Annotated in this window: 18 protein-coding genes and 1 pseudogene; 18 read left to right on the forward strand and 1 reads right to left on the reverse strand. The window is 38.2% G+C overall.

The window, feature by feature from the left end; genetic code table 11:
• The first annotated feature begins 3 nt into the window (after positions 1 to 3).
• The 17 genes from C6P39_RS11650 (at position 4) to C6P39_RS11735 (ending at position 18,201) form a co-directional block, all read left to right on the forward strand.
• Positions 4 to 1,257 carry an acetyl-CoA acetyltransferase gene (locus tag C6P39_RS11650; RefSeq protein ID WP_104803895.1) on the forward strand — a complete coding sequence of 418 codons (1,254 nt, stop codon included), beginning with the start codon at positions 4 to 6 and terminating at the stop codon, positions 1,255 to 1,257.
• Positions 1,258 to 1,260: 3 nt separating this feature from the next.
• Positions 1,261 to 2,148 carry a UDP-3-O-(3-hydroxymyristoyl)glucosamine N-acyltransferase gene (locus tag C6P39_RS11655; protein ID WP_104803896.1) on the forward strand — a complete coding sequence of 296 codons (888 nt, stop codon included), beginning with the start codon at positions 1,261 to 1,263 and terminating at the stop codon, positions 2,146 to 2,148.
• Entirely contained in the window at positions 2,145 to 2,831 is a 687-nt protein-coding gene (locus C6P39_RS11660) for a sugar transferase (protein WP_104803897.1), read from the forward strand. Before C6P39_RS11655 ends, C6P39_RS11660 begins: the two co-directional genes overlap by 4 nt.
• A 2-nt stretch (positions 2,832 to 2,833) precedes the next feature.
• The gene (locus C6P39_RS11665) at positions 2,834 to 3,730 is read left to right on the forward strand and encodes an NAD-dependent epimerase/dehydratase family protein (protein WP_104803898.1); all 897 of its coding nucleotides are present in this window, start codon (positions 2,834 to 2,836) and stop codon (positions 3,728 to 3,730) included.
• A 33-nt stretch (positions 3,731 to 3,763) separates the two neighbouring features.
• The gene (locus C6P39_RS11670) at positions 3,764 to 4,948 is read left to right on the forward strand and encodes a DUF1972 domain-containing protein (protein WP_104803899.1); all 1,185 of its coding nucleotides are present in this window, start codon (positions 3,764 to 3,766) and stop codon (positions 4,946 to 4,948) included.
• Positions 4,949 to 4,966: 18 nt separating this feature from the next.
• Positions 4,967 to 6,358, forward strand: a complete 1,392-nt coding sequence (locus C6P39_RS11675; RefSeq protein ID WP_104803900.1) for a glycosyltransferase — start codon at positions 4,967 to 4,969, stop codon at positions 6,356 to 6,358.
• Positions 6,359 to 7,260: 902 nt separating this feature from the next.
• The gene (locus C6P39_RS11680) at positions 7,261 to 8,172 is read left to right on the forward strand and encodes a glycosyltransferase family 2 protein (RefSeq protein WP_104803901.1); all 912 of its coding nucleotides are present in this window, start codon (positions 7,261 to 7,263) and stop codon (positions 8,170 to 8,172) included.
• A gap of 2 nt (positions 8,173 to 8,174) precedes the next feature.
• On the forward strand, positions 8,175 to 9,254 hold the full coding sequence (locus C6P39_RS11685) for an EpsG family protein (protein ID WP_104803902.1): 1,080 nt from the start codon (positions 8,175 to 8,177) through the stop codon (positions 9,252 to 9,254).
• Positions 9,255 to 9,265: 11 nt separating this feature from the next.
• Entirely contained in the window at positions 9,266 to 9,976 is a 711-nt protein-coding gene (locus tag C6P39_RS28175; protein ID WP_104803903.1) for an acyltransferase, read from the forward strand.
• A gap of 39 nt (positions 9,977 to 10,015) precedes the next feature.
• The gene (locus C6P39_RS11695) at positions 10,016 to 11,299 is read left to right on the forward strand and encodes a flippase (protein WP_158661547.1); all 1,284 of its coding nucleotides are present in this window, start codon (positions 10,016 to 10,018) and stop codon (positions 11,297 to 11,299) included.
• A gap of 10 nt (positions 11,300 to 11,309) precedes the next feature.
• On the forward strand, positions 11,310 to 12,392 hold the full coding sequence (locus tag C6P39_RS11700) for a polysaccharide pyruvyl transferase family protein (protein WP_104803905.1): 1,083 nt from the start codon (positions 11,310 to 11,312) through the stop codon (positions 12,390 to 12,392).
• A 15-nt stretch (positions 12,393 to 12,407) separates the two neighbouring features.
• Complete coding sequence (locus C6P39_RS11705) at positions 12,408 to 13,415, forward strand: glycosyltransferase family 2 protein (RefSeq protein ID WP_104803906.1); 1,008 nt, start codon at positions 12,408 to 12,410, stop codon at positions 13,413 to 13,415.
• A gap of 21 nt (positions 13,416 to 13,436) precedes the next feature.
• Positions 13,437 to 14,261 (forward strand): SDR family NAD(P)-dependent oxidoreductase, encoded by an 825-nt coding sequence (locus C6P39_RS11710; protein WP_104803907.1) that lies wholly within the window; start codon positions 13,437 to 13,439, stop codon positions 14,259 to 14,261.
• A 289-nt stretch (positions 14,262 to 14,550) separates the two neighbouring features.
• Positions 14,551 to 14,760, forward strand: a complete 210-nt coding sequence (locus tag C6P39_RS11715; protein WP_104803908.1) for an ATP-binding protein — start codon at positions 14,551 to 14,553, stop codon at positions 14,758 to 14,760.
• Positions 14,761 to 15,216: 456 nt separating this feature from the next.
• The gene (gene istA, locus C6P39_RS11725; RefSeq protein WP_104803910.1) at positions 15,217 to 16,776 is read left to right on the forward strand and encodes an IS21 family transposase; all 1,560 of its coding nucleotides are present in this window, start codon (positions 15,217 to 15,219) and stop codon (positions 16,774 to 16,776) included.
• 6 nt (positions 16,777 to 16,782) lie between these two features.
• On the forward strand, positions 16,783 to 17,559 hold the full coding sequence (locus C6P39_RS11730; protein ID WP_104803911.1) for an ATP-binding protein: 777 nt from the start codon (positions 16,783 to 16,785) through the stop codon (positions 17,557 to 17,559).
• A gap of 294 nt (positions 17,560 to 17,853) precedes the next feature.
• Positions 17,854 to 18,201, forward strand: a complete 348-nt coding sequence (locus C6P39_RS11735) for a hypothetical protein (protein ID WP_104803912.1) — start codon at positions 17,854 to 17,856, stop codon at positions 18,199 to 18,201.
• 432 nt (positions 18,202 to 18,633) lie between these two features.
• Here C6P39_RS11735 and istA (C6P39_RS28475) read toward each other — a convergent pair.
• A pseudogene (gene istA, locus C6P39_RS28475) lies at positions 18,634 to 19,604 on the reverse strand (IS21 family transposase); the annotation flags it as partial.
• A gap of 250 nt (positions 19,605 to 19,854) precedes the next feature.
• On the opposite strand from istA (C6P39_RS28475), the gene C6P39_RS11745 reads away from it, so the two are divergent.
• Positions 19,855 to 20,382 (forward strand): VanZ family protein, encoded by a 528-nt coding sequence (locus C6P39_RS11745; RefSeq protein WP_104803913.1) that lies wholly within the window; start codon positions 19,855 to 19,857, stop codon positions 20,380 to 20,382.
• The last annotated feature ends 261 nt before the right edge of the window (positions 20,383 to 20,643 follow it).

Genomic DNA, 20,643 nt, shown 5'->3' on the forward strand with positions numbered 1-20,643 from the left:
GGAATGAACAACGTATATATTCTCGGTGGTGCTCAGACCGATTTCGAACGTAACTGGACAAAAGAAGGAAAGAATGTTGTTGGTATTCTAAAAGAGGCATTCACAGATGGTTTGAACGATGCAGGTCTTTCATATGAAGATATTATTTCTCTTAACAAGGATAACAGAGTGGCTTGTTATGTAGGAAACTTCATTGCTGAGCAGTATATCAGTCAGGGGCATCTTGGGGCGTTTATTACTGAAGTAAGTCCTGCATTTTATGGAGTGCCTTGTGCACGTTACGAGGCAGCTTGTGCTTCCAGTTCTGTCGCTCTTGATGCAGCAATAACAAAGATTCAGAATGGTGATTATGATGTAGCAGTTGTTATTGGCTGGGAGTTGATGAAGACTGTTGATAGTAAGGTGGGGGGAGATATTCTCGGTCGTGCTGCTTATTATGAAAAAGAAGGAAAAGGCATTGATTTCCCATTTCCAAAACTATTTGGCCGACTCGCAGATGAAACAATAAAGAAATATAACTTGGATGAAAATAGATATATGAGTGCACTTGCCCAGATTTCAAACATTAATTATTCCAATGCGAAGCGCAATTCAATGGCCCAGACTCGTAAATGGTTTATGAGTTATGAGCAAGCAAATATGCGTGGAACAGCAACGAATATGCTTGTCGGTGGAAGACTGGCTACTTCTGACTGTTCACAGGTTACAGACGGAGCAGCAGTAGTAATTCTCTGCTCAAAGAAATTTATTGATGAGAGAAACATTGAGAAGGCTCCGGTTGTTAAGGGGTACGGTCATAGAGTGGCGCCAATGCGTTTTGATAAGAAGATGGAAGAGAGTAAGAACAATAAGTACATTCTTCCGTGGACAAGACAGACAGTTCTTGATGCATATAGAAGAAGTGGATTGACTATCGATGATATTGATGTTTTTGAAACTCATGACTGCTTTACATCATCCGAATATGCAGCAATATCTGCGTTTGGTATTACTGAACCAGGAGAGGAGTGGAACGCAGTAGAAGATGGCACAATCGCTTTTGACGGTGCAAAGCCTATAAATCCATCTGGTGGTTTAATTGGATGTGGTCATCCAGTTGGTGCTTCCGGCGCAAGAATGTTCCTTGATATCTATAAACAGGTAGCTGGAAAAGCTGGTAAGTACCAGGTTAAGAATGGTGAGGTCAAGAATGCATTGATGTTAAATATCGGTGGTTCGGCTACAACAAACTATGTTTTTATCGTTGGAAAGGAATAAACAATGGAAAAGGTGTTCTTTAGTGTAAATATAAGTAAATACGATTCAGATAGAGATTATGTTCTTACTAGAGCAGCTTCTCTGAACAAACCTGCAAATAATTCGGTTATGTTCTGTACAAAAGAACATCTGTCTGAAGCAGTAAGTTTGAATAATGTTAATAACTGTTTAGTTTTCTGGCCAGAGGGCGAAGAAATTCCTGCTGAGCTGGCTGAAATGCACGTATTTGTACATGTAGAAAATCCAAGACAGGCGTATGCCATGTTCTTTGTTGATAACGATATTACATATCTGCCAAAGCCTTGTGAGTATGAGGTCATCAATGGGGCATACATTGCAAAAGATGCGCAGATTGGTGAGGGGACTGTAATCTTTCCAGGAGCATATATTGGTGATGAAGTTGTAACCGGTAAGAATTGCTATATTGATACGGGTGTAAAACTGCTTGGAAGAGTCATTTTGGGCAATAATGTTGTAATTCGTGCAAATACTGTTGTTGGTGCAGATGGTCTTACCACAATGAGAAGAGCAGACGGTTCTTCAGCAACAATTCCTCAATTCGGAGGAGTTATACTTGAAGATAAGGTGCAGATAGGTGCTAATACAGTTATTGCTAGAGGTGCAATTGATGACACAGTAGTTCACATTGACAGCAAGGTAGATAGTAGTTGCTTTATTTCCCATAACGTTCAGATTGGTGCACATTCTTTAATCGTTGGCGAGACGATTATGTTTGGTAGTTCAAGTACCGGAGAGCGGGCCTATATTTCTGGGAATTCTACTATCCGTGAAGGTCATCATGTAGGAAATAAGTCTCTAGTTGGTATGGGGTCTGTTGTAGTTAAGAATGTTCCTGATGGAGCGGTTGTAAAGGGGAATCCTGCAAAATGAGTGAGATAAAACATCCTGAATATAACAGTGCACATAGGTTTACCGCAAAGCAGAAGAGCTATATAAAGGTAAAACGATTTTTGGACTGCGTTTGCGCAATCCTGCTTTTGATTCCTTCTGCAATCCTAATAGGATTTTCGGCTATCTGGATTAAGCTTGAGTCTAAAGGTCCTGTAATTTACAAACAAGCAAGACCTGGCTATCATCAGAAGATATTTCATATCTATAAACTGCGTTCGATGAGAACGGAAGTCAGGGATAAAAATGGTCGAGCTTTAAGTGATACTGAGAGAATGACAAAGTCGGGGAATTTTGTCAGAAAAACTAGTATTGATGAGCTTCCGCAGCTTATTAACATCTTAAAGGGTGAAATGAGTTTTATCGGTCCCAGACCGTTCTTGATTAATGACCTTGGTACATATAACGAGGAACAACTTATTCGATTTGAAGTACTTCCAGGTATTACAAGTTGGACAGCAATCCATGGCAGGAATAATCAGACTATCGAGGAGAAATACAATCAGGAAATCTACTATGTCAATAATATAGGTTTTGCGTTGGATGTAAAGATATTCTTCAAAACTATAGCTTTGGTATTCTCTCAGAAGGATGTTGAGGATCAGACCACAAATGGAAGAATTGCAGCAGAGATAATGGAAGACAATAAAAATAAAGAGGATTGACTATGAAAAGAGTATTGATAACAGGCGCAGGTAGTTGCGTTGGAATGTGTATAGAAAAATGGCTTAACCAATGGCCGGAAAAGTATTCAGTAGACAGTGTGGATATGCGAAATGATTCTTGGAAGTCATTTGATTTTTCCAAGTATGATTCTGTCTATCATGTTGCTGGAATTGCACATGTAACGCTAGATCCTTCAATGGAATCTCTTTTCTACAAAGTAAATCGTGATCTTACCATTGAGACGGCAAAGAAAGCTAAAGAAAGCGGAATCAAGCAATTTATTTTTATGAGTAGTGGCATTGTGTATGGTAACAGCTCTCACATTGGAGAAGAATTTATAATTACAAAAGATACAAAACCTAATCCTGCAAATTTTTATGGCATGAGTAAGTTGCAGGCCGAAGAGGGTATTAAGAAGCTTGAAGACGAATGCTTCAAAGTTGCGATTATTCGTGCCCCAGCTTTGTATGGGCTTGGAATGAAGAGCCATTATAATAACCTTTCTTCATTTGCAAAAAAGTTTTCAATTTTCCCAAATATCAAAAATACCAGAAGCATGCTTTACAACAAGAATTTAGCTGAATTTGTTCGATTACTTATAGAGTATGAAGAAACTGGTACATTCTGGCCACAGAATGCTGAGTACACTTGTACTGCACAGATTATAAAGGACATAGCAGTTGTAAACAAGAAGAACATGTTATTAATAAATGGATTTGGATGGATATTCAAAATTATGGCAAAGTTCTTGCCAGCTGTAGATAAAGCATTTGGAAGCTTTGCGTATGATATGAAACTGAGTGAGTACAAAGAGAACTATCGTATTGTGAGTTATATGGATTCTATTAAAGAAATTGAAAAAGAATCAGATAGCTTATTGGTTGAAAAATTGATGTAAGTGAACATGGTGCGGTTCGGTTAGGAGCAAATAATGGCTATAACTAAAAAGAATGTTTTTATTATCGGTCTTCGAGGATATACACAAAACTATGGTGGATGGGAGACTTTTGCGCATGGTCTTTTAGATAATTGGGAAGATGATGATGTTCATTTCTATGCTTTTGAAAAAGTAGACAATAAGGAAGAACAGGAGTTTATTGAATATAATGAGTTTATTACTTGCATAAGAGTATGCGAATCATCTACCGGTAGTAGTGCAATGATGAAGTATGATAAAAATTGTACAGACTATGCAATTCAATACGTTCAGGAAAGAAAAATAGAGAATCCCATATTTTTCTATTTGGGTCTGAGAGTAGGTCCTTATGTTTGGCTTAAAAAGAAAAAAATCAAGAAATTGGGCATAAAGCTCATGGAAAATCCTGCTGGAGTAGAGTGGAAAAGAACAAAATGGAATAAGCTGGTTCAGATATATGCATTCGTTTCGGCGATTATGATGGCAAAGTCTATGGATTTACTTACATGTGATAATGAAGGAATTCAAGAAGTGTATCAAAAATTATTAATTGGAAAAAAACCAATACTTGATTATGTTGCCTACGGCGTTGACTTGGTGCCCGCTGTAGCAGAACCAATGCCTGAAAAAGTTAAAGATTTTTTCAATAAGTGGAGAATCGAAAAGGATGAGTATTATCTAGTACTTGGAAGATATATACCAGAAAATAATTATGAAATGATGATTAAAGGTTTTATGAAGTCTAAGACAGATAAGAAGCTTTTGATTATTACTAATTATAAAGCAGAAATCCAAAAGTTTCATCAGCATATTTTAGATAGTACCCATTATCCTGATGATGATCGAGTAATTATGGCGGGTACTTTGTATGATAAGGAAATACTTCATTATGTTCGACAGTATGCAAGAGGATATATTCATGGGCATTCTGTAGGAGGAACAAATCCAGGGCTACTTGAAGCAATGGCTGAAACTAATGTAAATCTACTTAATGATGTTTCATTTAATAGATATGTGGGTGGAGATGCAGCAGTGTATTTTAAAGATGAGGATTCTTTAAAGAAATTAATTGAAGAAGTGGATATGCTGACTGAAAAAAAAATATTGTATATTGGAAATAGAGCAAAGAATAGAATGATTGAGAAGTATTCATGGAAGAAGATAGTAACTGAGTATAGTAGAATTTTTCGTTCTATATAATTGAGAAGGGGATTAAAAATGAAGGTTTTACATCTTACATTAGGACCACCACAAATTAGAAGTGGAGGACTATCAAGATATTCATACGATTTAGCAATTGCAGAGAAAAAATTGGGTGTTGAAGTTGCATTATTATATCCTGGCAATGTCGACCTAATCAATAAGAATTCTAGAATTGTTGAAAAGAAAAATGTTGGAGTTAAAGCCTATAAACTAGTTAATCCAGAATATGTTCCTATACCATTAGGAATTGGTAATCCTGAATTGTTTTTAAAACATCACGATACCGAGCCTTTTAAATGCTTTGTCGAAAAATTTCAACCAGATTATGTGCATATTCATTCGTTTATGGGCTTTCCGATTGAATATTTTCGATATTTGAAAGAATGTAAAATAAAAACAGTTTATACTACTCATGATTACTATGCAATTTGTCTAAGAACAAGTTTGATTAATAACCAGAATAAGAATTGCGAGGGTCCATCTGCTGGCCGTTGCGCCTATTGTAATTATGGACTTAATAACTCTAGTTTTATGCAGTTCGTTTTACAATCTGAGTGGTATCCTAAAATAAAAAATAGTAAATTGTTAGGATGTATAAAAAATAAACGTGCAAAAGAAAAAAATGATAGTGAAGGGTTAAAACAAGTATGCTCATATGAAATGACATCCAGAGATTATAGTAATTATGCTGCTCTATTAGAACAAAAAAAGGAATTATTAGAAGGAATTGATCTGATTCATTTTAATAGCACTGTAGCTCAACAAATATATAAAAAATATATTTCGAATAATATTGAATTTGTCGTACAAAACATTACTGTCGAAGGATTGGTCGATAATCGTAATAAAGTACGAAAATACGAAAATACTAACAAAGTACAGTGGAATATAGGATTTATAGGAACTAGCGGATTTCATAAAGGTGCATGGATGCTTATCGGAGCGGCTAAAATATTAAATGAGAAGGGGTTTGATTTTTTACTTCATTTTTATGGAGATGAATATGGAATGGTTAACAAGTATTCATTTTGCCGTGAACACGGAAATTATAATCACGCTGATATTGCTAAAATCATGAATGAGTTGGATTTTTTAGTGGTACCTGGTTTCTGCTACGAGACATTTGGGTTTACTGCAATTGAAGGTCTTGCAAATAATGTTGTAGTTCTGGTTTCAAATAGAGTTGGGGCAAGAGATTTATTTGAAGGAACTAAAGCAATGCACGTATTTTCCCCGACTAGTGAGGAACTGGCGAAAATGCTAGAAGATTATTTTCTCAGTGAGAATATTTATTTCGATGCATTGGATGAGCAGAGAATGATTGCATTTGATTTTGATATGCAAAATCATGCAATTAAAATGCTTGAGCTCATTGAAAATAAATTAAAAGCTAAAAGAATTAATTAATAGTTTAGGCTTTTAATAAATATCAGGTAATTGCTATACGAGTTCTCAATCGTGCTTCTGGACAAGGCTGAAATCACACCTACGCAGGATTCCTTAGTTAAATCGACCGGAAGGTGGGAAATTGGCACACGAAATCAGGAAACTGCAGATAAGATTCCGTGAAAAATGCTAAGTCCTATCTTGTATTATGGTTTAAGGCACCAGTGATTTCAGACTGCGGATATATTGGTGCGGATGGAGCTTGTCCGTAAGGATAGCCCCAAGGAGTTGGGATAACCCTACAAAGAGCAGATCCGCATGGAGCGTTTTCTTATTTTGTGTTTTCTGCCTGCAAGACAGAAAGAATCTTTTACATGATTGATAGATTGTTCAACGATAGTCCTGATCTTATAAGTGTCATCTCAATCCGGGGTGCCCCTTAAGGTAAGTTCTTAAATCCTTTTCGGGATAAATGTATATCATCCTTCCCCAGGAGGAAGAGTTGCAGGAAGCTTCACAAAAGCATTGGCGGCGGTACTTTTTAGTAACAGGATCACAGATCCATCGCATTTTAGGACAGGCAAATTTATACCGGATCACGCCGAGTTTAGAGGTTCCCTCATATTTCATGGCAGTTCGAAATTGGAAGGACAGCAGGGAATGCCATCCGCATTGATTGTATAGTCCACAGTCGGGTTTCTTGTTTAGGATGATATCTGGATGTCGGTTGAATAAATACTTATTATAAAAGTCGACGTGAAGGATAATGCCCAGTCCATTTGTATAATGCCGAATTTATAAACATAACAAAAATGCCCTGTGAGGAGTTATTTATTTTTAGCAAAGAAAAATGCCCAAATTTATGTGGTCTGTAGTGTATCGCAAACTCCTATTAATGAATATGATTGAGAGGAAGAAAACAGATGATAATATCCATTGTAGTACCAGTCTATAATGTAGAAAATGAATTGGAAAGATGTGTAAAGTCTTTGTTGAGTCAGAGCATTGATGATATAGAAATTTTGCTGATAGATGATGGAAGTAAAGATCAATCAGGGGTTATTTGTGATAATTTATCTGAAAAGGATAAGAGAATTCATGTTTATCACAAAAAGAATGGAGGACTATCGGATGCAAGAAACTACGGTTTATTAAGGGCAAAAGGGGAGTATGTTTTGTTTGTTGATTCAGATGATTATATAGATTTGAACACTTGTGAAAAATTTAGACATGCTATAGAACATTGCCATGCAGATGTCATTGTCGGAGAAGCTATTAAGTATGAGGATAATCAACTGTATAATATGACACATACTAATCTTGAAGAAGGAAAGGTGTATACTGCTAAACAATATATTTTAGACTCAATAAAAGCAAATGAGTTCTTTGCGCCTTCGTGGTTGAATATTTATCGTAAGGATTTCTTGTTAGAGAATTGTCTGTTTTTTGTGAAAGGATTTTTCCATGAGGATATGGAAATATTGCCAAGAATATTTTTAGCGGCTAAGAAAATTTCCTATATGAGCGGCCCATTTTATCATTATATTATTAGAACGAATTCTATAATGACGAGTAAAAATCCTAAGAAATACAATGATTCAATTGAAATTCTGCAAAAATGGGATAGTATATTTTCTGTTATAGATGACAAAGAATTAAGGAAAGCATTAAAAGGGTATCTTGTAAAATGTTATTTACGTATTTGTAGAAATGAAAAAAGGTGCGAAAAGGAATTTGGATTTAGATATCTTATGAGAAATGCTCTTAATATGAAGGAACGAGCAAAGGTTATGTATTTTACATTATTAACGAATCAATATATAAATGGAGATTAAGAATGATAGCATATGCTTTATTGTTAGCATTTGTTTTGCTTTGTGCAATCATGCTAAAGGGACGAATTATTAAAAGAAAAACATTTGTGTATATATGCGTATTAGTTATGGCTATAGTAGTAGGCTTTCGCGCACCAAGTGTAGGTGAAGATACAAAAAGTTATCTAGATTTAGCTGAAAGTGTAGATAATATGAGCTTCTCGGATATTTTAGCAACATTTCCCAGATCAATATATTCAACCACAGCATGGGGGTATGCAAATAAAGTTGAAACCTTTTTTTTATTGTTTGCAAAGATAACTATGGTACTGTTTGGTAGTTCACAAATGTTATTGGTTATTATGGCTTTTTCAACATTTATATTATTTGGTAAATTTATTCTTGATAACACTACAAATGTTGTAATGGCGGTACTGATCCTTTTGTGCGAGTCAATATTTATGCAATCTTTTAATTTGGGAAGACAGTTGTTTTTTGTTTTAATTTCAATACAATCATATAAGTATATAAAAAGTAGGGAATACAAACCTGCAATTCTTATAATTCTTTTTTCATCATTATTTCATTTGACAAGTTTACTTTACGCGTTAATTGTACCAATTTTTATTTTTGATAAGAAGAGGTACAAGGTTGCATATTCATTTTTTGCATCGCTATTTATTATTAGTGTAATTCCATTTTATAATTTGATTTTTTCTTCAGTTAGTACATATTATGCTGCATACTTTTTGAATGGTAGCTTTAACTTTGCTATCAGCGGAACTTTTATATTATGGTGTGCTATTCTTGTATTAATCTTTTTTTCACATTTTACAAATAAGATTGAGCCTGAAGAGTATAACTTAATAGCGGTATACTTCATTTATCTAGCGTTATCAATTATAGGATTTATTTTCCCGTTTTTAGATAGAATTTCAATGGATTTTAGATTATTTATTATACTTCTTATTCCTTCTTTGGTGGCTCATTTTAAAAGAAAAGATAAACGTATACTAAACACCGTTTTTATTGTTCTTTTATTTGCATCATATTTTGCATATGCAAATACAGTGTCTCGTTATTATTTAATGTTTTTTAGTTGAGGTATTAACATATGGTTAATTTAGTAAATAAAATAATTGCAAAATTATTGGAGACAAATTTTTCATTTCCTGAAGAAATACCATTCTCTTACATATTAGGTGTATTTTTTGAGAGAGGGGGTATGATTATTCGGGGGTGGTTCAAAGCTTTGGGCCTAAAGAAAAAAGGAAGATTTTTTTTCCTTGGTAAAAGAACAAAGTTAAAATGTAAGAGCAAGATTGTCATAGGGTCTAGTGTCACATTATATAATGAAGTGCTCATTGATGCATTTTCGCAAGATGGTGTTTTAATAGGTGATAATGTATCAATTGGAGTTAGAACAATGATAAAGACTTCTGGTTCATTGCAGAAGATTGGTAAAGGATTTTCCATTGGAAGTCATTCATCAATGGGGAATGATTGTTTTGTAGGAGCTGCCGGAGGTGTAATGATTGGAGAGTATGTTGCAATCGGTCAAAACGTCCGATTTCACTCAGAGAACCATGAATTTAACGATAGTAGTAAAAAAATATGTGAGCAAGGAGTTTCAAATAAAGGTATTAGAATTGGAAATGATTGTTGGATAGGTGCAGGTGTTGTTTTTTTAGACGGAGTTAATGTTGGCGAAGGAAGCGTAATCGGAGCAAATAGTTTAGTAAATAAAGATGTACCTGAATATTCTATTGTAGTAGGAAATCCTGCAAGAGTAATAGGAAATCGTAAAAACGAAAAACCATTATAGTCATAAATGATATGGTTTGGGAGGAGAATGTGGCAATCAATGCATAATAGAGTGATAAAAAATGCATCTTGGATAATATTTTGTAAAATAATACAATCAGTGCTTAATTTGATTGTAACAATGTTTACCGCCCGTTATTTGGGTCCATCAAATTATGGTTTAATTAGTTATGCATCTTCTGTAGTAGCATTTGTTCTGCCAGTTATGCAACTTGGTGTTACAAATGTGCTTGTGAAAGAGCTTATTAACAACCCAGAAAATGAGGGAAAGGTGATGGGTACTGCAATGTTTATGTGCAGTATTTCTAGTTTCATTACTATTCTTTCTGTAGCATTTTTTTCTATTGTTGCTAATGCAAGTGAGACAGAAACTATTCTTGTGTGTGTATTATACAGTATTAGTTTATTTACACAAGCACTTGAGCTGATACAGTATTGGTTTCAAGCAAAGCTGCTATCTAAGTATACTTCTATAGTGTCACTATGTTCATATAGCATAGTAACTATTTATAAGGTGTTTCTACTTGTAACAGGAAAGGGCGTATATTGGTTTGCGGTTTCATATGCGATAGATTATTTCCTTATTGCAATTTTTTGTATTGCTATTTATATAAGAATTGGTGGGAAGCGCTTATCAGTTTCTTCTGAGATTGCAAGAAGTCTATGGAATCAGGGTAAGCACTACATTGTCTCTAGCTTAATGATTACTATTTTTACCCAAACGGATCGAATAATGATAAAAATGATGATGTCAAATGCAGATGCCGGATTTTATTCCGCAGCTGTAGCTTGTGCAAGCATGACAGGTTTTGTTTTTACTGCAATAATTGATTCTGCGCGACCGGTTATCTTTGAAAGCCAAAAAAATAATGGCGTATTTGAAAAGAATGTTATTAGATTGTATTCTGTTGTGATATGGTTTTCATTAATTCAATGTTTGGGTATTTCAATTTTCGCAGAACTAATTATTCGAATATTATTTGGAGTTCAGTATATACCTTCCATAATATGTTTACGGATTGTAGTTTGGTATACGACATTTTCATATTTGGGAACAGTGAGAAATGTATGGATACTTGCAGAAAAAAAACAAAAATACTTATGGATCATTAATTTCTCAGGGGCTTTAGCAAATGTAGTATTTAATTTATTATTAATTCCAGTAATGGGGATAAATGGCGCAGCCTTTGCTTCATTAGTGACACAGATATTTTCAAATGTAATCATTGGTTATATTATTAGGCCAATTAGCTACAATAATAAGCTAATGCTTGCTGGAATTAACCCGAAATATTTGTATGAAATTATTAAGAAGAAACATTAGGAGTTAGAATATGTTAGTTGGAATATTATCAATGCAAAGAATTATTAACTATGGTTCATTTATGCAAGCGTATGGCTTGAAAAAAACAATTGAGAGTCTCGGTAATGAAGTGCATTTTGTAGACTATCATCCAGGTACTGTCATTAACATACAAAAATCAATTCATACAACAAGTATAAGAAGAAATGTTAAAGATAGAGTTCAAATGAAGTTGTTTGTTAATCTTTTTAAATCGAAGTATCTAAAAAGTTTGGGCATTACTTCGGAGTACAATTACGATACCAAAGTCGATGTTTTGGTAATAGGAAGTGATGAAGTCTTTAACTGTTTTCAAAGAAATCCTGAGATTGGTTATACACTAGAATTGTTTGGAGAGAACAGTAAGGCCGCAAAAACTGTATCGTATGCGGCATCATTTGGTAATACAACATATGATAAAATAGAAAAATATGGAAAGAAAACAGAAATACAGAATTGTTTGAAGAAACTAGATCAGATTTCTGTGCGCGACAAGAATTCATATGATATTGTTACAAAACTATGTGGCTCATCTCCAAAGATGAGTATTGATCCGGTTCTATTATATGATTTTTCAAAAGATCCGCTGTTCAACAGAAAAAAAAGCACACATCGTAAAAAATATATATTATTGTATGCTTATGCATATAGATTTACAAAAGAAGAATGTGATAAGCTTTCAATTTATGCCGATAGAAATAAATTAAATATTCTCATAATGGGAGGACCACAGCATATTAAAGGAAAACTGATTACATGTTCACCTTATGAAGTATTGGGATACTTTGAAAATGCATCAGCTGTTATTACGGATACTTTTCATGGCACTATTTTTTCTGTAATAACGCATTCAAATTTTTCTACAATTATAAGAAAAAGTACAAATGGAAACTATGGAAATGAAGAAAAATTAAGTGCATTACTTGGAACTTTAGGTATGAAAAATAGAATAGTAACAGAAAAAAATTCTTTTGAAGAAATATTAGTGTGTAAGCCTGATTATCATCATGCTGATGAGGTTATCATTGAGGAAAGAGAAAAATCTTTATTTTATATACGCGAGTGTATAGAGTAAGAGAGGAAATTTATAATGAAAAAAACAATATTAGTTTCATTGATTGTTGCTGTGTATAATGGAGAAAAACACTTAAGAGAGTGCTTGGACTCAATACAGAAGCAGACGTATGACAATTTGGAGATTATATTAGTCAACGATGGATCACAGGATCAATCTCTCGAAATCTGTAATAGGTACAAAGAAAAAGATGAACGGTTTATTGTGATTAATCAGGAAAATGGTGGTGTTGGAAATGCTAGAAATCATGGGTTAGCAATTATTAGTGGAGATTATTTTGGGATTATTGATCAAGATGACGTGTTGCATAAAAGGTATGTCGAATATTTTATGAATTTGATTGCTACTACAAATGCTGATATTGCTACTTCGAGAAGTGTACATAAATATTCCGGAAGAACACCTGAAGATAAAAAAATTGATTTTACTACCTACTATAATGGAAATGGAATGCATGCAGTTGAAATGATGTTGTTGCATCAGCTTAATATAGGTCCGTGGAATAAGCTTATTAATAGTAACATTATAAAAGAACATTCAATTGCATTTCGAGAAGATATTTACTGTGGTGAGGGATTTGCTTTTTCTATAGAGTGTTTTCAGGCAGCTGGAAAAGTGATAATAGGGCAGGCTCCGGTGTACTATTATCGCATAGATAATATAACTAGTGGAAGTAGTACCTTTAGTTGTTTTAAACTTAAAAGTAGTCTGACTGCGCATGAATATATGGAGAACAAAATCTCAGACAAGTCGCGTCGAATGAGGAATATACATAGATATAGTAAATGGCATTCGTGCTGTGATTATTTGACTGTACTCACACTTAGTAATGAAACAGGAAAGTATCCCAAAGAGTATGAAATGCTTTTAAAAGAATGTAGAAAGAATGCGCTATCGGGGTTTGGGGTCGATATTCCGCTGAAATCAAAACTAGTTAGTTGTCTATATTATTTTTCGCCGAGAGTTGCAGTGAAACTTCTTGCTAAAAGAGTAAGAATCAAAACAGGAAATAAATATTCGTAATGAAATACTCGGGAGGGAAACATGTTTGGGAAAATTATTGATAATTTAATTCGTATAGTTAAAAAGAAAGAAGTACTTCCTATTGTACAATACAAGGAGGAAGTAAAATCTTTTGAGGGCAAGGTTTGCCTTATTTGTGGGGGAACCGGTGGGATTGGATTTGCAATAGCAAAATTACTTATTGATAGTAAGTGTAAAATTATTATTGCAGGAACTAATGTTAATAAATTAGAAGAAATAAAAAAGGATAAAAGATTCCCGGAAATCAAAACCGTAGTAATTGATTACTCAAATGCGAATGGAATGAATGAAGCAATCAATAGAGCAATTGATATATATGGTCATATAGACATTTTTATTAGTTCAAGCGGTGTTCATACCCACAATGTTAGTTTTTGGGATATTTCTCCTAAAGAGTTTGATAGAGTTCATGGCATCAATATGAAAGGAACATATTTTGCATGTCAAGCGATTGCAAAGCATATGAAAGATAGTAGCATTCGAGGGAATATACTAATTGTATCATCCTCACGTGGTTCAGAACCAGCATGGTCTCCTTATGGGATATCGAAATGGGGGATTAATGGGTTTATAAAAGGATTGGCTAGTTTATTGATACCTTATGGGATTGTTGTTAATGCAATTGCACCAGGTACTACAGCAACTCCATTAATTGGGGTGAAAAATGGAGACAGTATTTGGACAGATGAGAATAGGGTGAAGAGATATATCTTACCGGAGGAAGTTGCGTCATTAGCGAAGTATCTTGTAAGCGAAGAAAATAAGATGATAGTGGGTGAAGTAATACATATTTCTGGTGGAAGGGGGACATTTGATATTCGTTAGTACAATGTGAATATTCGATTGTGTAAATAAAATTGTGTCTTTGGTAAAAAATGGATCGACGGTGTGAAATTTTTTCTGTAAATTCAGATCTTCTATGATAATAGATGCGGCTTGACAGCAGTTTTCTGCTGTTGAGCCGTTGTTTATTTAATAGCAAAAATAAGCTGGCATGTCAAGACCGCCCGTATACGCCTCAGCAACAGTCGCATCAGTTTCTGTTCCGATTCTTTCAATCCAGCCGTCGGTTTGAACTGCGTGCAAAAAATCACAGAACCACGAATACCGCGAGCTGGACAAAGGCCTGATCACAAAACTTGCCACTTGTGCCTACATCCAGGAAAACCACCATATGATTCTGAAAGGCGCTACAGGAGCCGGGAAGTCGTACATTGCAAATGCCCTCGGTGTCGCTGCGTGCAGGAAGATGTATAAGGTGTGCTATGTCCGTCTGCCGGACCTGCTGAATGAATTCTCCGTAGCCAAGGCACTTAATACGTGAAATAAGGTGAAAGCCGCCTACGCAAAGTTCGACCTGTTGATCATTGATGAATGGCTGCTACGGCCGCTTCCGTAATCTGAGGAATACGACCTTCTGGAAATCATTGAAACTGGCAGCCGGAAAGGCGCCCTGATCCTGTGCACGCAGTATGATGCGGATGAATGGTACTTTAGGATAGACTGTGACCGCGCAGAAGACGAAGACAGTGCCGTCGCGGAGGCGATCCTTGACCGGATCATCCATAACAAGTATTCCATCGAGGTAAAGGGCTGTGTCTCTGAGTATTCCGGGCGTTTTTAAACCGCCATTCCGGAGGCACAGTACCGCGAATCCGGTTTGGTGGATACCGCCATTCCGGGCATTGGATACCGAGATTCCAGCTAAATGATACCGTTTCCTTTATAATGTATCTATGCGCTTTGAAGCGTAAATACATTACAAAGGAGGTCACCTCTTATGACCAAGTATCGTGAGATCATCCGACTGTCTGGATTAGGTCTCAGCCAAATCAACATTGCTCTCAGCTGCAGCGCATCTAAAACAACAGTCAATAAAGTACTGAAGGCCGCAAGAGAGCAGGGCCTTTCATGGCCTCTGGATCCTAAGCTGACGGATCCAGTCCTTAACAAACTGCTTTTTTCTGATGCAAAAGAAAAACCTGCCACATCAAAGCGGATGCCTGATTATAATCACATCCGCAAAGAGCTTCTCCGTAATGGAGTGAACAAGAAACTCCTTTGGACAGAGTATCTTGAGGAATGCCGTCTTGCCGGAGATGAGCCACTTATGTACTCTCAATTCTGCTATTACATCCAGCAGGATGAACAGAGACGCCGTGCTACCATGCATATCAATCGCAAGCCTGCAGAACAGGTTGAGGTAGATTGGGCCGGAGATCCGGCGCATATCATTGATCCAGATACTGGCGAGATCCTGGATGCTCACATTTTTGTAGGAGTAATGACCTACAGCCAGTACCCATACGTAGAAGCATTCAGGGATGAAAAGCAACCGTCATGGATCGCTGCACATGTCCACATGTATGAGTACTTTGGCGGTGTTGCAAAGATCCTCGTGCCGGACAACTGTCGTACTGCCGTGGATCACAACAAGGGCTGGAAAGACCAGCGGATCAATGCTGTTTATCAGGAAATGGCAGAGCACTATGGCACAGCTATTATTCCAGCCCGCGTCAGGGCCCCTAAAGATAAGCCAAATGCCGAGGGCAGTGTAGGTAATATTTCCACCTGGATCACAGCTGCCCTGCGTAATGAGCAGTTCTTTTCTCTCAGCGACTTAAACCACGCAATCCGTCATACACTGGACTCTTTCAGCCGCCGTCCCTTCAACACCAAAGAGAGCAGCCGAGACGAAATCTTCCGCGATGACGAACTGCCATTGCTGACACCGTCACCTGCTACCCCATCTGAACTGGCGGAATGGAAACATGCCACCGTTCAATTCAATTATCACATATCTTTTGCCGGAATGCTATACTCAGTCCCTTATGAGTATATAAAACGCAAAGTTGATGTGAGGGTTACAGATAAAACTATTGAGATTTTTTACAACCATAACAGGATCGCGTCCCATCGCCGGCTTTACGGCCGCAAGGGACAATACAGCACAGTTACAGAGCACATGCCGGCTTCCCACCAGCAATATCTGGAATGGAACGGTGATCGTTTCCGCAAATGGGCAGAGCGGATCGGCTCCAGTACCTATCAGGTTGTAGATGCGGTCCTTACCTCCAAACGTGTAGAACAACAGTCCTACCGCAGCTGTATGGGGCTTTTAAAACTGGCCGACAAATATTCTGTAGACCGTTTGGAAGCTGCCTGCCGGAAGGCACTCTCTTTTACGGCAGCTCCCAGCTATAAGAGTATCAAGAACATCCTTGATACCGGAAATGACCAGCCAGAGAAGTTGGACAAAGAGCCGACAACTGGCAGCCATACAGAACCAGCAAAGAGCAGCCATGCGCTTACAAGAGGCGCTGATTACTACAGGAGGTAAGGAATCATGACTACACAAAGCACCATAGATAAGCTCATTGAAATGCGCCTGACTTCTATGTCAGATGCATTCCGTAACCAGATGGAAGACCCCCGGATGAAAGAGATTCCTTTTGAGGATCGCTTCGGGATGCTGGTGGATATCGAATACAGCAACCGTAAGAGCAACAGTCTGAAACGTCTGATCTGCAATGCCGGGTTTGATCAGCCGGACGCATACATAGGCAATATCAATTATACTTCCGGGCGAAAGCTGAACCGGCCACTGATCGAACGGCTTGCAACTTGTGAATATATCGTAGAGCATAGGAATCTCTTTATCACAGGAGCTACCAGGAGTGGGAAGACCTATCTGGCCTGCGCGTTCGGGATGGAAGCCTGTAAACAGCGCTACAAGACGAAATATATCCGTCTTCCGGATCTGCTCCTCGAATTGGAGATGGCACGCAATGACTGCACATATAAGAAAGTCCAAGGGAAATATGCCAATCCAGTCTTGCTGATCATCGATGAATGGCTTCTGCTGAAGCCTACAGAATCGGAACAGCATGACATTCTGGAACTACTCCATAGGAGACGTAGGAGGTCATCCACCATCTTCTGTTCCCAGTATGATCCAAGTGGATGGTACGATCAGTTGGGCGGGGATGACAGCCCTCTTTCGGAAGCAATTTTGGACCGCATCAAACATGATGCATACAAGATCAACATCATCCCGACAGATCCGGCGAATTATAGATCCATGCGGGAAGTATACGGATTAGATCCTGCATTAAGCGAGTAAACTCGCAGGTAACAATCTGCTAAGTATGGTATCTCTGTTCCGGACTTGCGGTATCCGTTCCTCCNCATCCCGACAGATCCGGCGAATTATAGATCCATGCGGGAAGTATACGGATTAGATCCTGCATTAAGCGAGTAAACTCGCAGGTAACAATCTGCTAAGTATGGTATCTCTGTTCCGGACTTGCGGTATCCGTTCCTCCGGAACAGGGGTACATTTTCATCGTAATATACAGTGTCTCCATGCGCAAGCGGTACGCATTCACAGATGGCGAAGGAAGCGGGGTGGAAAACAATGGCTGATTTCCGCGATTACGATTTCCTGGATGAAGTAAACTGTGCTGACACCTGTGAGGCTGTCATAGCCCTGTGTGGGCTGATAGACAGCCTGATAAAAGATATCCAATATCTTGAGCTGGAATGCATCAGCACCAGATACCTGCTCAGCCAGCATATGGATGATGAACAGGGCGAGCTCCTGCGGATGGACATCCTGGAAAACCTAGGGCGGCGCTTTGGCGATGACCCTGCCTATGCGCTCTATAAAAACCTGATGTATAGCGGTGGAGATCCTATGGAGTTCCGTGATTATTTTGTCAAGGTGCACGAGGCCTGCAAAGGGAGATATCCCTGTTGGCAATAAAAAGGCATAACGGGCCACACGTCATCCGGCTCCCTAGATGAGACCTGAATTCGGACAGCGCCCCGTATATAATGGGACATGCCCATCAAACAAACAAAGTACCCTCCCTGCGTATGATAAAGTGACGGTTAAACCTTCTGTTTTGTCTGCCTCTCCGTTGTCGCCGATGCTTAAACACGTAGGGAGGCAAGTCCGTCAAGAGGACCGTGGAATAAGCCGTAGCAGTGCCTCAGTATACTTGGCACGGGATTTCTGCGAAAGGCTCTTTAGGGACGCAGCGCATAGCGTCCCTAAAGAGTAACTGATCTCTTGTCCGTGAAAGGTGGGCAAAATCTCCGTGAAGGGTGGGCTATCTGTCCGTGAAAGTGAGCTTATCGAGTGAAATATACACATGGCTCTCCGTATCGGATTGGGTGGATCAGAAGCGTCAGAATACTCAGTAGCAGACAGTGGTGTCAGAAATGGCTTTTCTTCCTCAAGAAACAAGCTGATCCGGCTGCCCGTTTTCTTTTGAAAGAGTTTGTGGTTGTACAGTTCCAGCTTCTCTCTTATTGCCGGTTCAATTCGGCAAGGGAAAAGAACTGTTCATCCCGAAGAGCTGCGGTGATCCATGTTGATATCATTCCTACAGTTCCCTCCGTATTGGGCGTGTCTTTTGGGGTCCTGACACGTGCCGGGATGATGGCTGCTCCATAATGCTCCGCCATTTCCTGGTAGGTCTCATTAATCTGCTGGTCTTTCCAGCCGCCATTTTGGGCAACGGCAGTCTTGCAGTTATCCGGCACTAAGATTTTGGCAAAGCCGCCAAAGTATTCATACATATGTACATGGGCAGAGATCCAGGATTTCTGCTTCATATCCAGAAACGCTTCAACGTATGCATACTGGCTGTAGGTCATGACACCGACAAAGACATAGGCTTTCAGGATCTCGCCTGTATCCGGGTCGATGACCGTGGCAGGGTCACCTGCCCAGTCAACCTCAACCTGCTCGCCGGGCTTCCGGCTGATATGCATGGTTGCACGGTGTTTCTGTTCATCCTGCTGGATGTGGTAGCAGAATAGGGAGTACATGAGAGGCTCTTCGCCATTTGCACGGCAGTCCTCCATGTACTCAGTCCATAACAGTTTTTTGCTTACTCCATTATGCAGAAGTTCCTTACGGATGTAAGCAAAGTCGGGCATCTGTTTATTGGATGCAATGGGTTTGTCCGCAGATGGGAATAGTTTTTATGCAAGCACAGCATCGGTGTCGTTCGCATCAAGCGGCCAGGAAATGTTTATCTCTTTGGCTTTCTTGAGAACACGATTAACCATATTCTTGGAGACGCTGCAGCTGTCAGCGATACTCTGCTGGCTGAGACCGAGATTTGATAATCTCAGAATCTCTCGATACTTGGTCATGATAAAGACCCTCCTTAGAATGTATTTACACCTTACGGTGCATGCTTACATTCTAAAGGATGTATGTTAATGGTTTCCATCTTCGAAATGACGGTTTCCTTAAAAACGGATTTGCGGTTTCCTATCACTGGACAGCAGGGACACGGAAGCCGGAATATTCATCACGAAATATTTACTTGCCTGCATATAATTTAAGTGGTAACCTGATAATAACAAATAATAAATCAATGAAAGAGAGCAAAAAACCACATTGGACTTATATCAAATTTTCATCACCCACAACAGGGCCTGGACAGTCCGTGAAGTTATCGGTTTTTCTATACTATTTACCATCGCATTACTGACAGCACTATATTTACTGCACAACAAAAAAATCAAACCATCACAGGCCATATCAGGCTTGCTCCTTCTTCTCTTCCTAGGCATCGTATTCGGCTCCACGGTATTCACCCGCATGCCAATGGAACGGCAATACAACCTGGAACTATTCTGGTCCTGGAAAGCAGTCTTCTTGAACCACAGCCGTGAGATGCTGAAAGAAAACCTGCTAAACTGCATACTATTATTCCCCATGGGCCTATTGCTTCCGGTAACATTTAACCGCAGGCTAAGCTGGTGGAAGGGAGTGCTCGCCGGCGTTATTGTTTCAGGTATGATTGAAACTTTCCAATTAATATTCTGTAGAGGATTATTTGAATGGGATGATATAGTCCATAATAGTCTTGGCTGTATGGCTGGATGCATAATGATCAGTACCGTTCTAAAACGGAAAAAATAGTCTGCCGCCTCAACAATTACTGCATTAAATTAAAATAACGCAAAAGAGTGAATCATGGAGCTGTCAAGCCAACAAGCCATCAATCCAATAAGCTGTCAAGCCAACAAGCCATCAATCCAATAAGCTGTCAAGCCAACAAGCCATCAATCCAATAAGCTGTCAGACCAACAAGCCATCAATCCAATAAGCTGTCAAACCAACAAGCCATCAATCCAATAAACTGTCAAACTAACAAGCCATCAATCCAATAAGCTGTCAAAC

Origin of the sequence: Blautia marasmi, from assembly GCF_900258535.1 — a bacterium.
GTDB classification, from domain to species: domain Bacteria; phylum Bacillota; class Clostridia; order Lachnospirales; family Lachnospiraceae; genus Blautia; species Blautia hominis.

Excerpts from the sequence above, each read along its gene's own strand:
- C6P39_RS11710 (WP_104803907.1), top strand. The coding sequence starts at position 13,437 with ATGTTTGGGAAAATTATTGATAATTTAATTCGTATAGTTAAAAAGAAA.
- C6P39_RS11655 (WP_104803896.1), top strand. The coding sequence starts at position 1,261 with ATGGAAAAGGTGTTCTTTAGTGTAAATATAAGTAAATACGATTCAGAT.
- istA (WP_104803910.1), top strand. The coding sequence starts at position 15,217 with ATGACCAAGTATCGTGAGATCATCCGACTGTCTGGATTAGGTCTCAGC.
- C6P39_RS11705 (WP_104803906.1), top strand. The coding sequence starts at position 12,408 with ATGAAAAAAACAATATTAGTTTCATTGATTGTTGCTGTGTATAATGGA.
- C6P39_RS11735 (WP_104803912.1), top strand. The coding sequence starts at position 17,854 with ATGGCTGATTTCCGCGATTACGATTTCCTGGATGAAGTAAACTGTGCT.
- C6P39_RS11670 (WP_104803899.1), top strand. The coding sequence starts at position 3,764 with ATGGCTATAACTAAAAAGAATGTTTTTATTATCGGTCTTCGAGGATAT.
- C6P39_RS11730 (WP_104803911.1), top strand. The coding sequence starts at position 16,783 with ATGACTACACAAAGCACCATAGATAAGCTCATTGAAATGCGCCTGACT.
- C6P39_RS11665 (WP_104803898.1), top strand. The coding sequence starts at position 2,834 with ATGAAAAGAGTATTGATAACAGGCGCAGGTAGTTGCGTTGGAATGTGT.
- C6P39_RS28175 (WP_104803903.1), top strand. The coding sequence starts at position 9,266 with ATGGTTAATTTAGTAAATAAAATAATTGCAAAATTATTGGAGACAAAT.
- C6P39_RS11700 (WP_104803905.1), top strand. The coding sequence starts at position 11,310 with ATGTTAGTTGGAATATTATCAATGCAAAGAATTATTAACTATGGTTCA.
- C6P39_RS11695 (WP_158661547.1), top strand. The coding sequence starts at position 10,016 with ATGCATAATAGAGTGATAAAAAATGCATCTTGGATAATATTTTGTAAA.
- C6P39_RS11650 (WP_104803895.1), top strand. The coding sequence starts at position 4 with ATGAACAACGTATATATTCTCGGTGGTGCTCAGACCGATTTCGAACGT.
- C6P39_RS11660 (WP_104803897.1), top strand. The coding sequence starts at position 2,145 with ATGAGTGAGATAAAACATCCTGAATATAACAGTGCACATAGGTTTACC.
- C6P39_RS11685 (WP_104803902.1), top strand. The coding sequence starts at position 8,175 with ATGATAGCATATGCTTTATTGTTAGCATTTGTTTTGCTTTGTGCAATC.
- C6P39_RS11680 (WP_104803901.1), top strand. The coding sequence starts at position 7,261 with ATGATAATATCCATTGTAGTACCAGTCTATAATGTAGAAAATGAATTG.
- C6P39_RS11675 (WP_104803900.1), top strand. The coding sequence starts at position 4,967 with ATGAAGGTTTTACATCTTACATTAGGACCACCACAAATTAGAAGTGGA.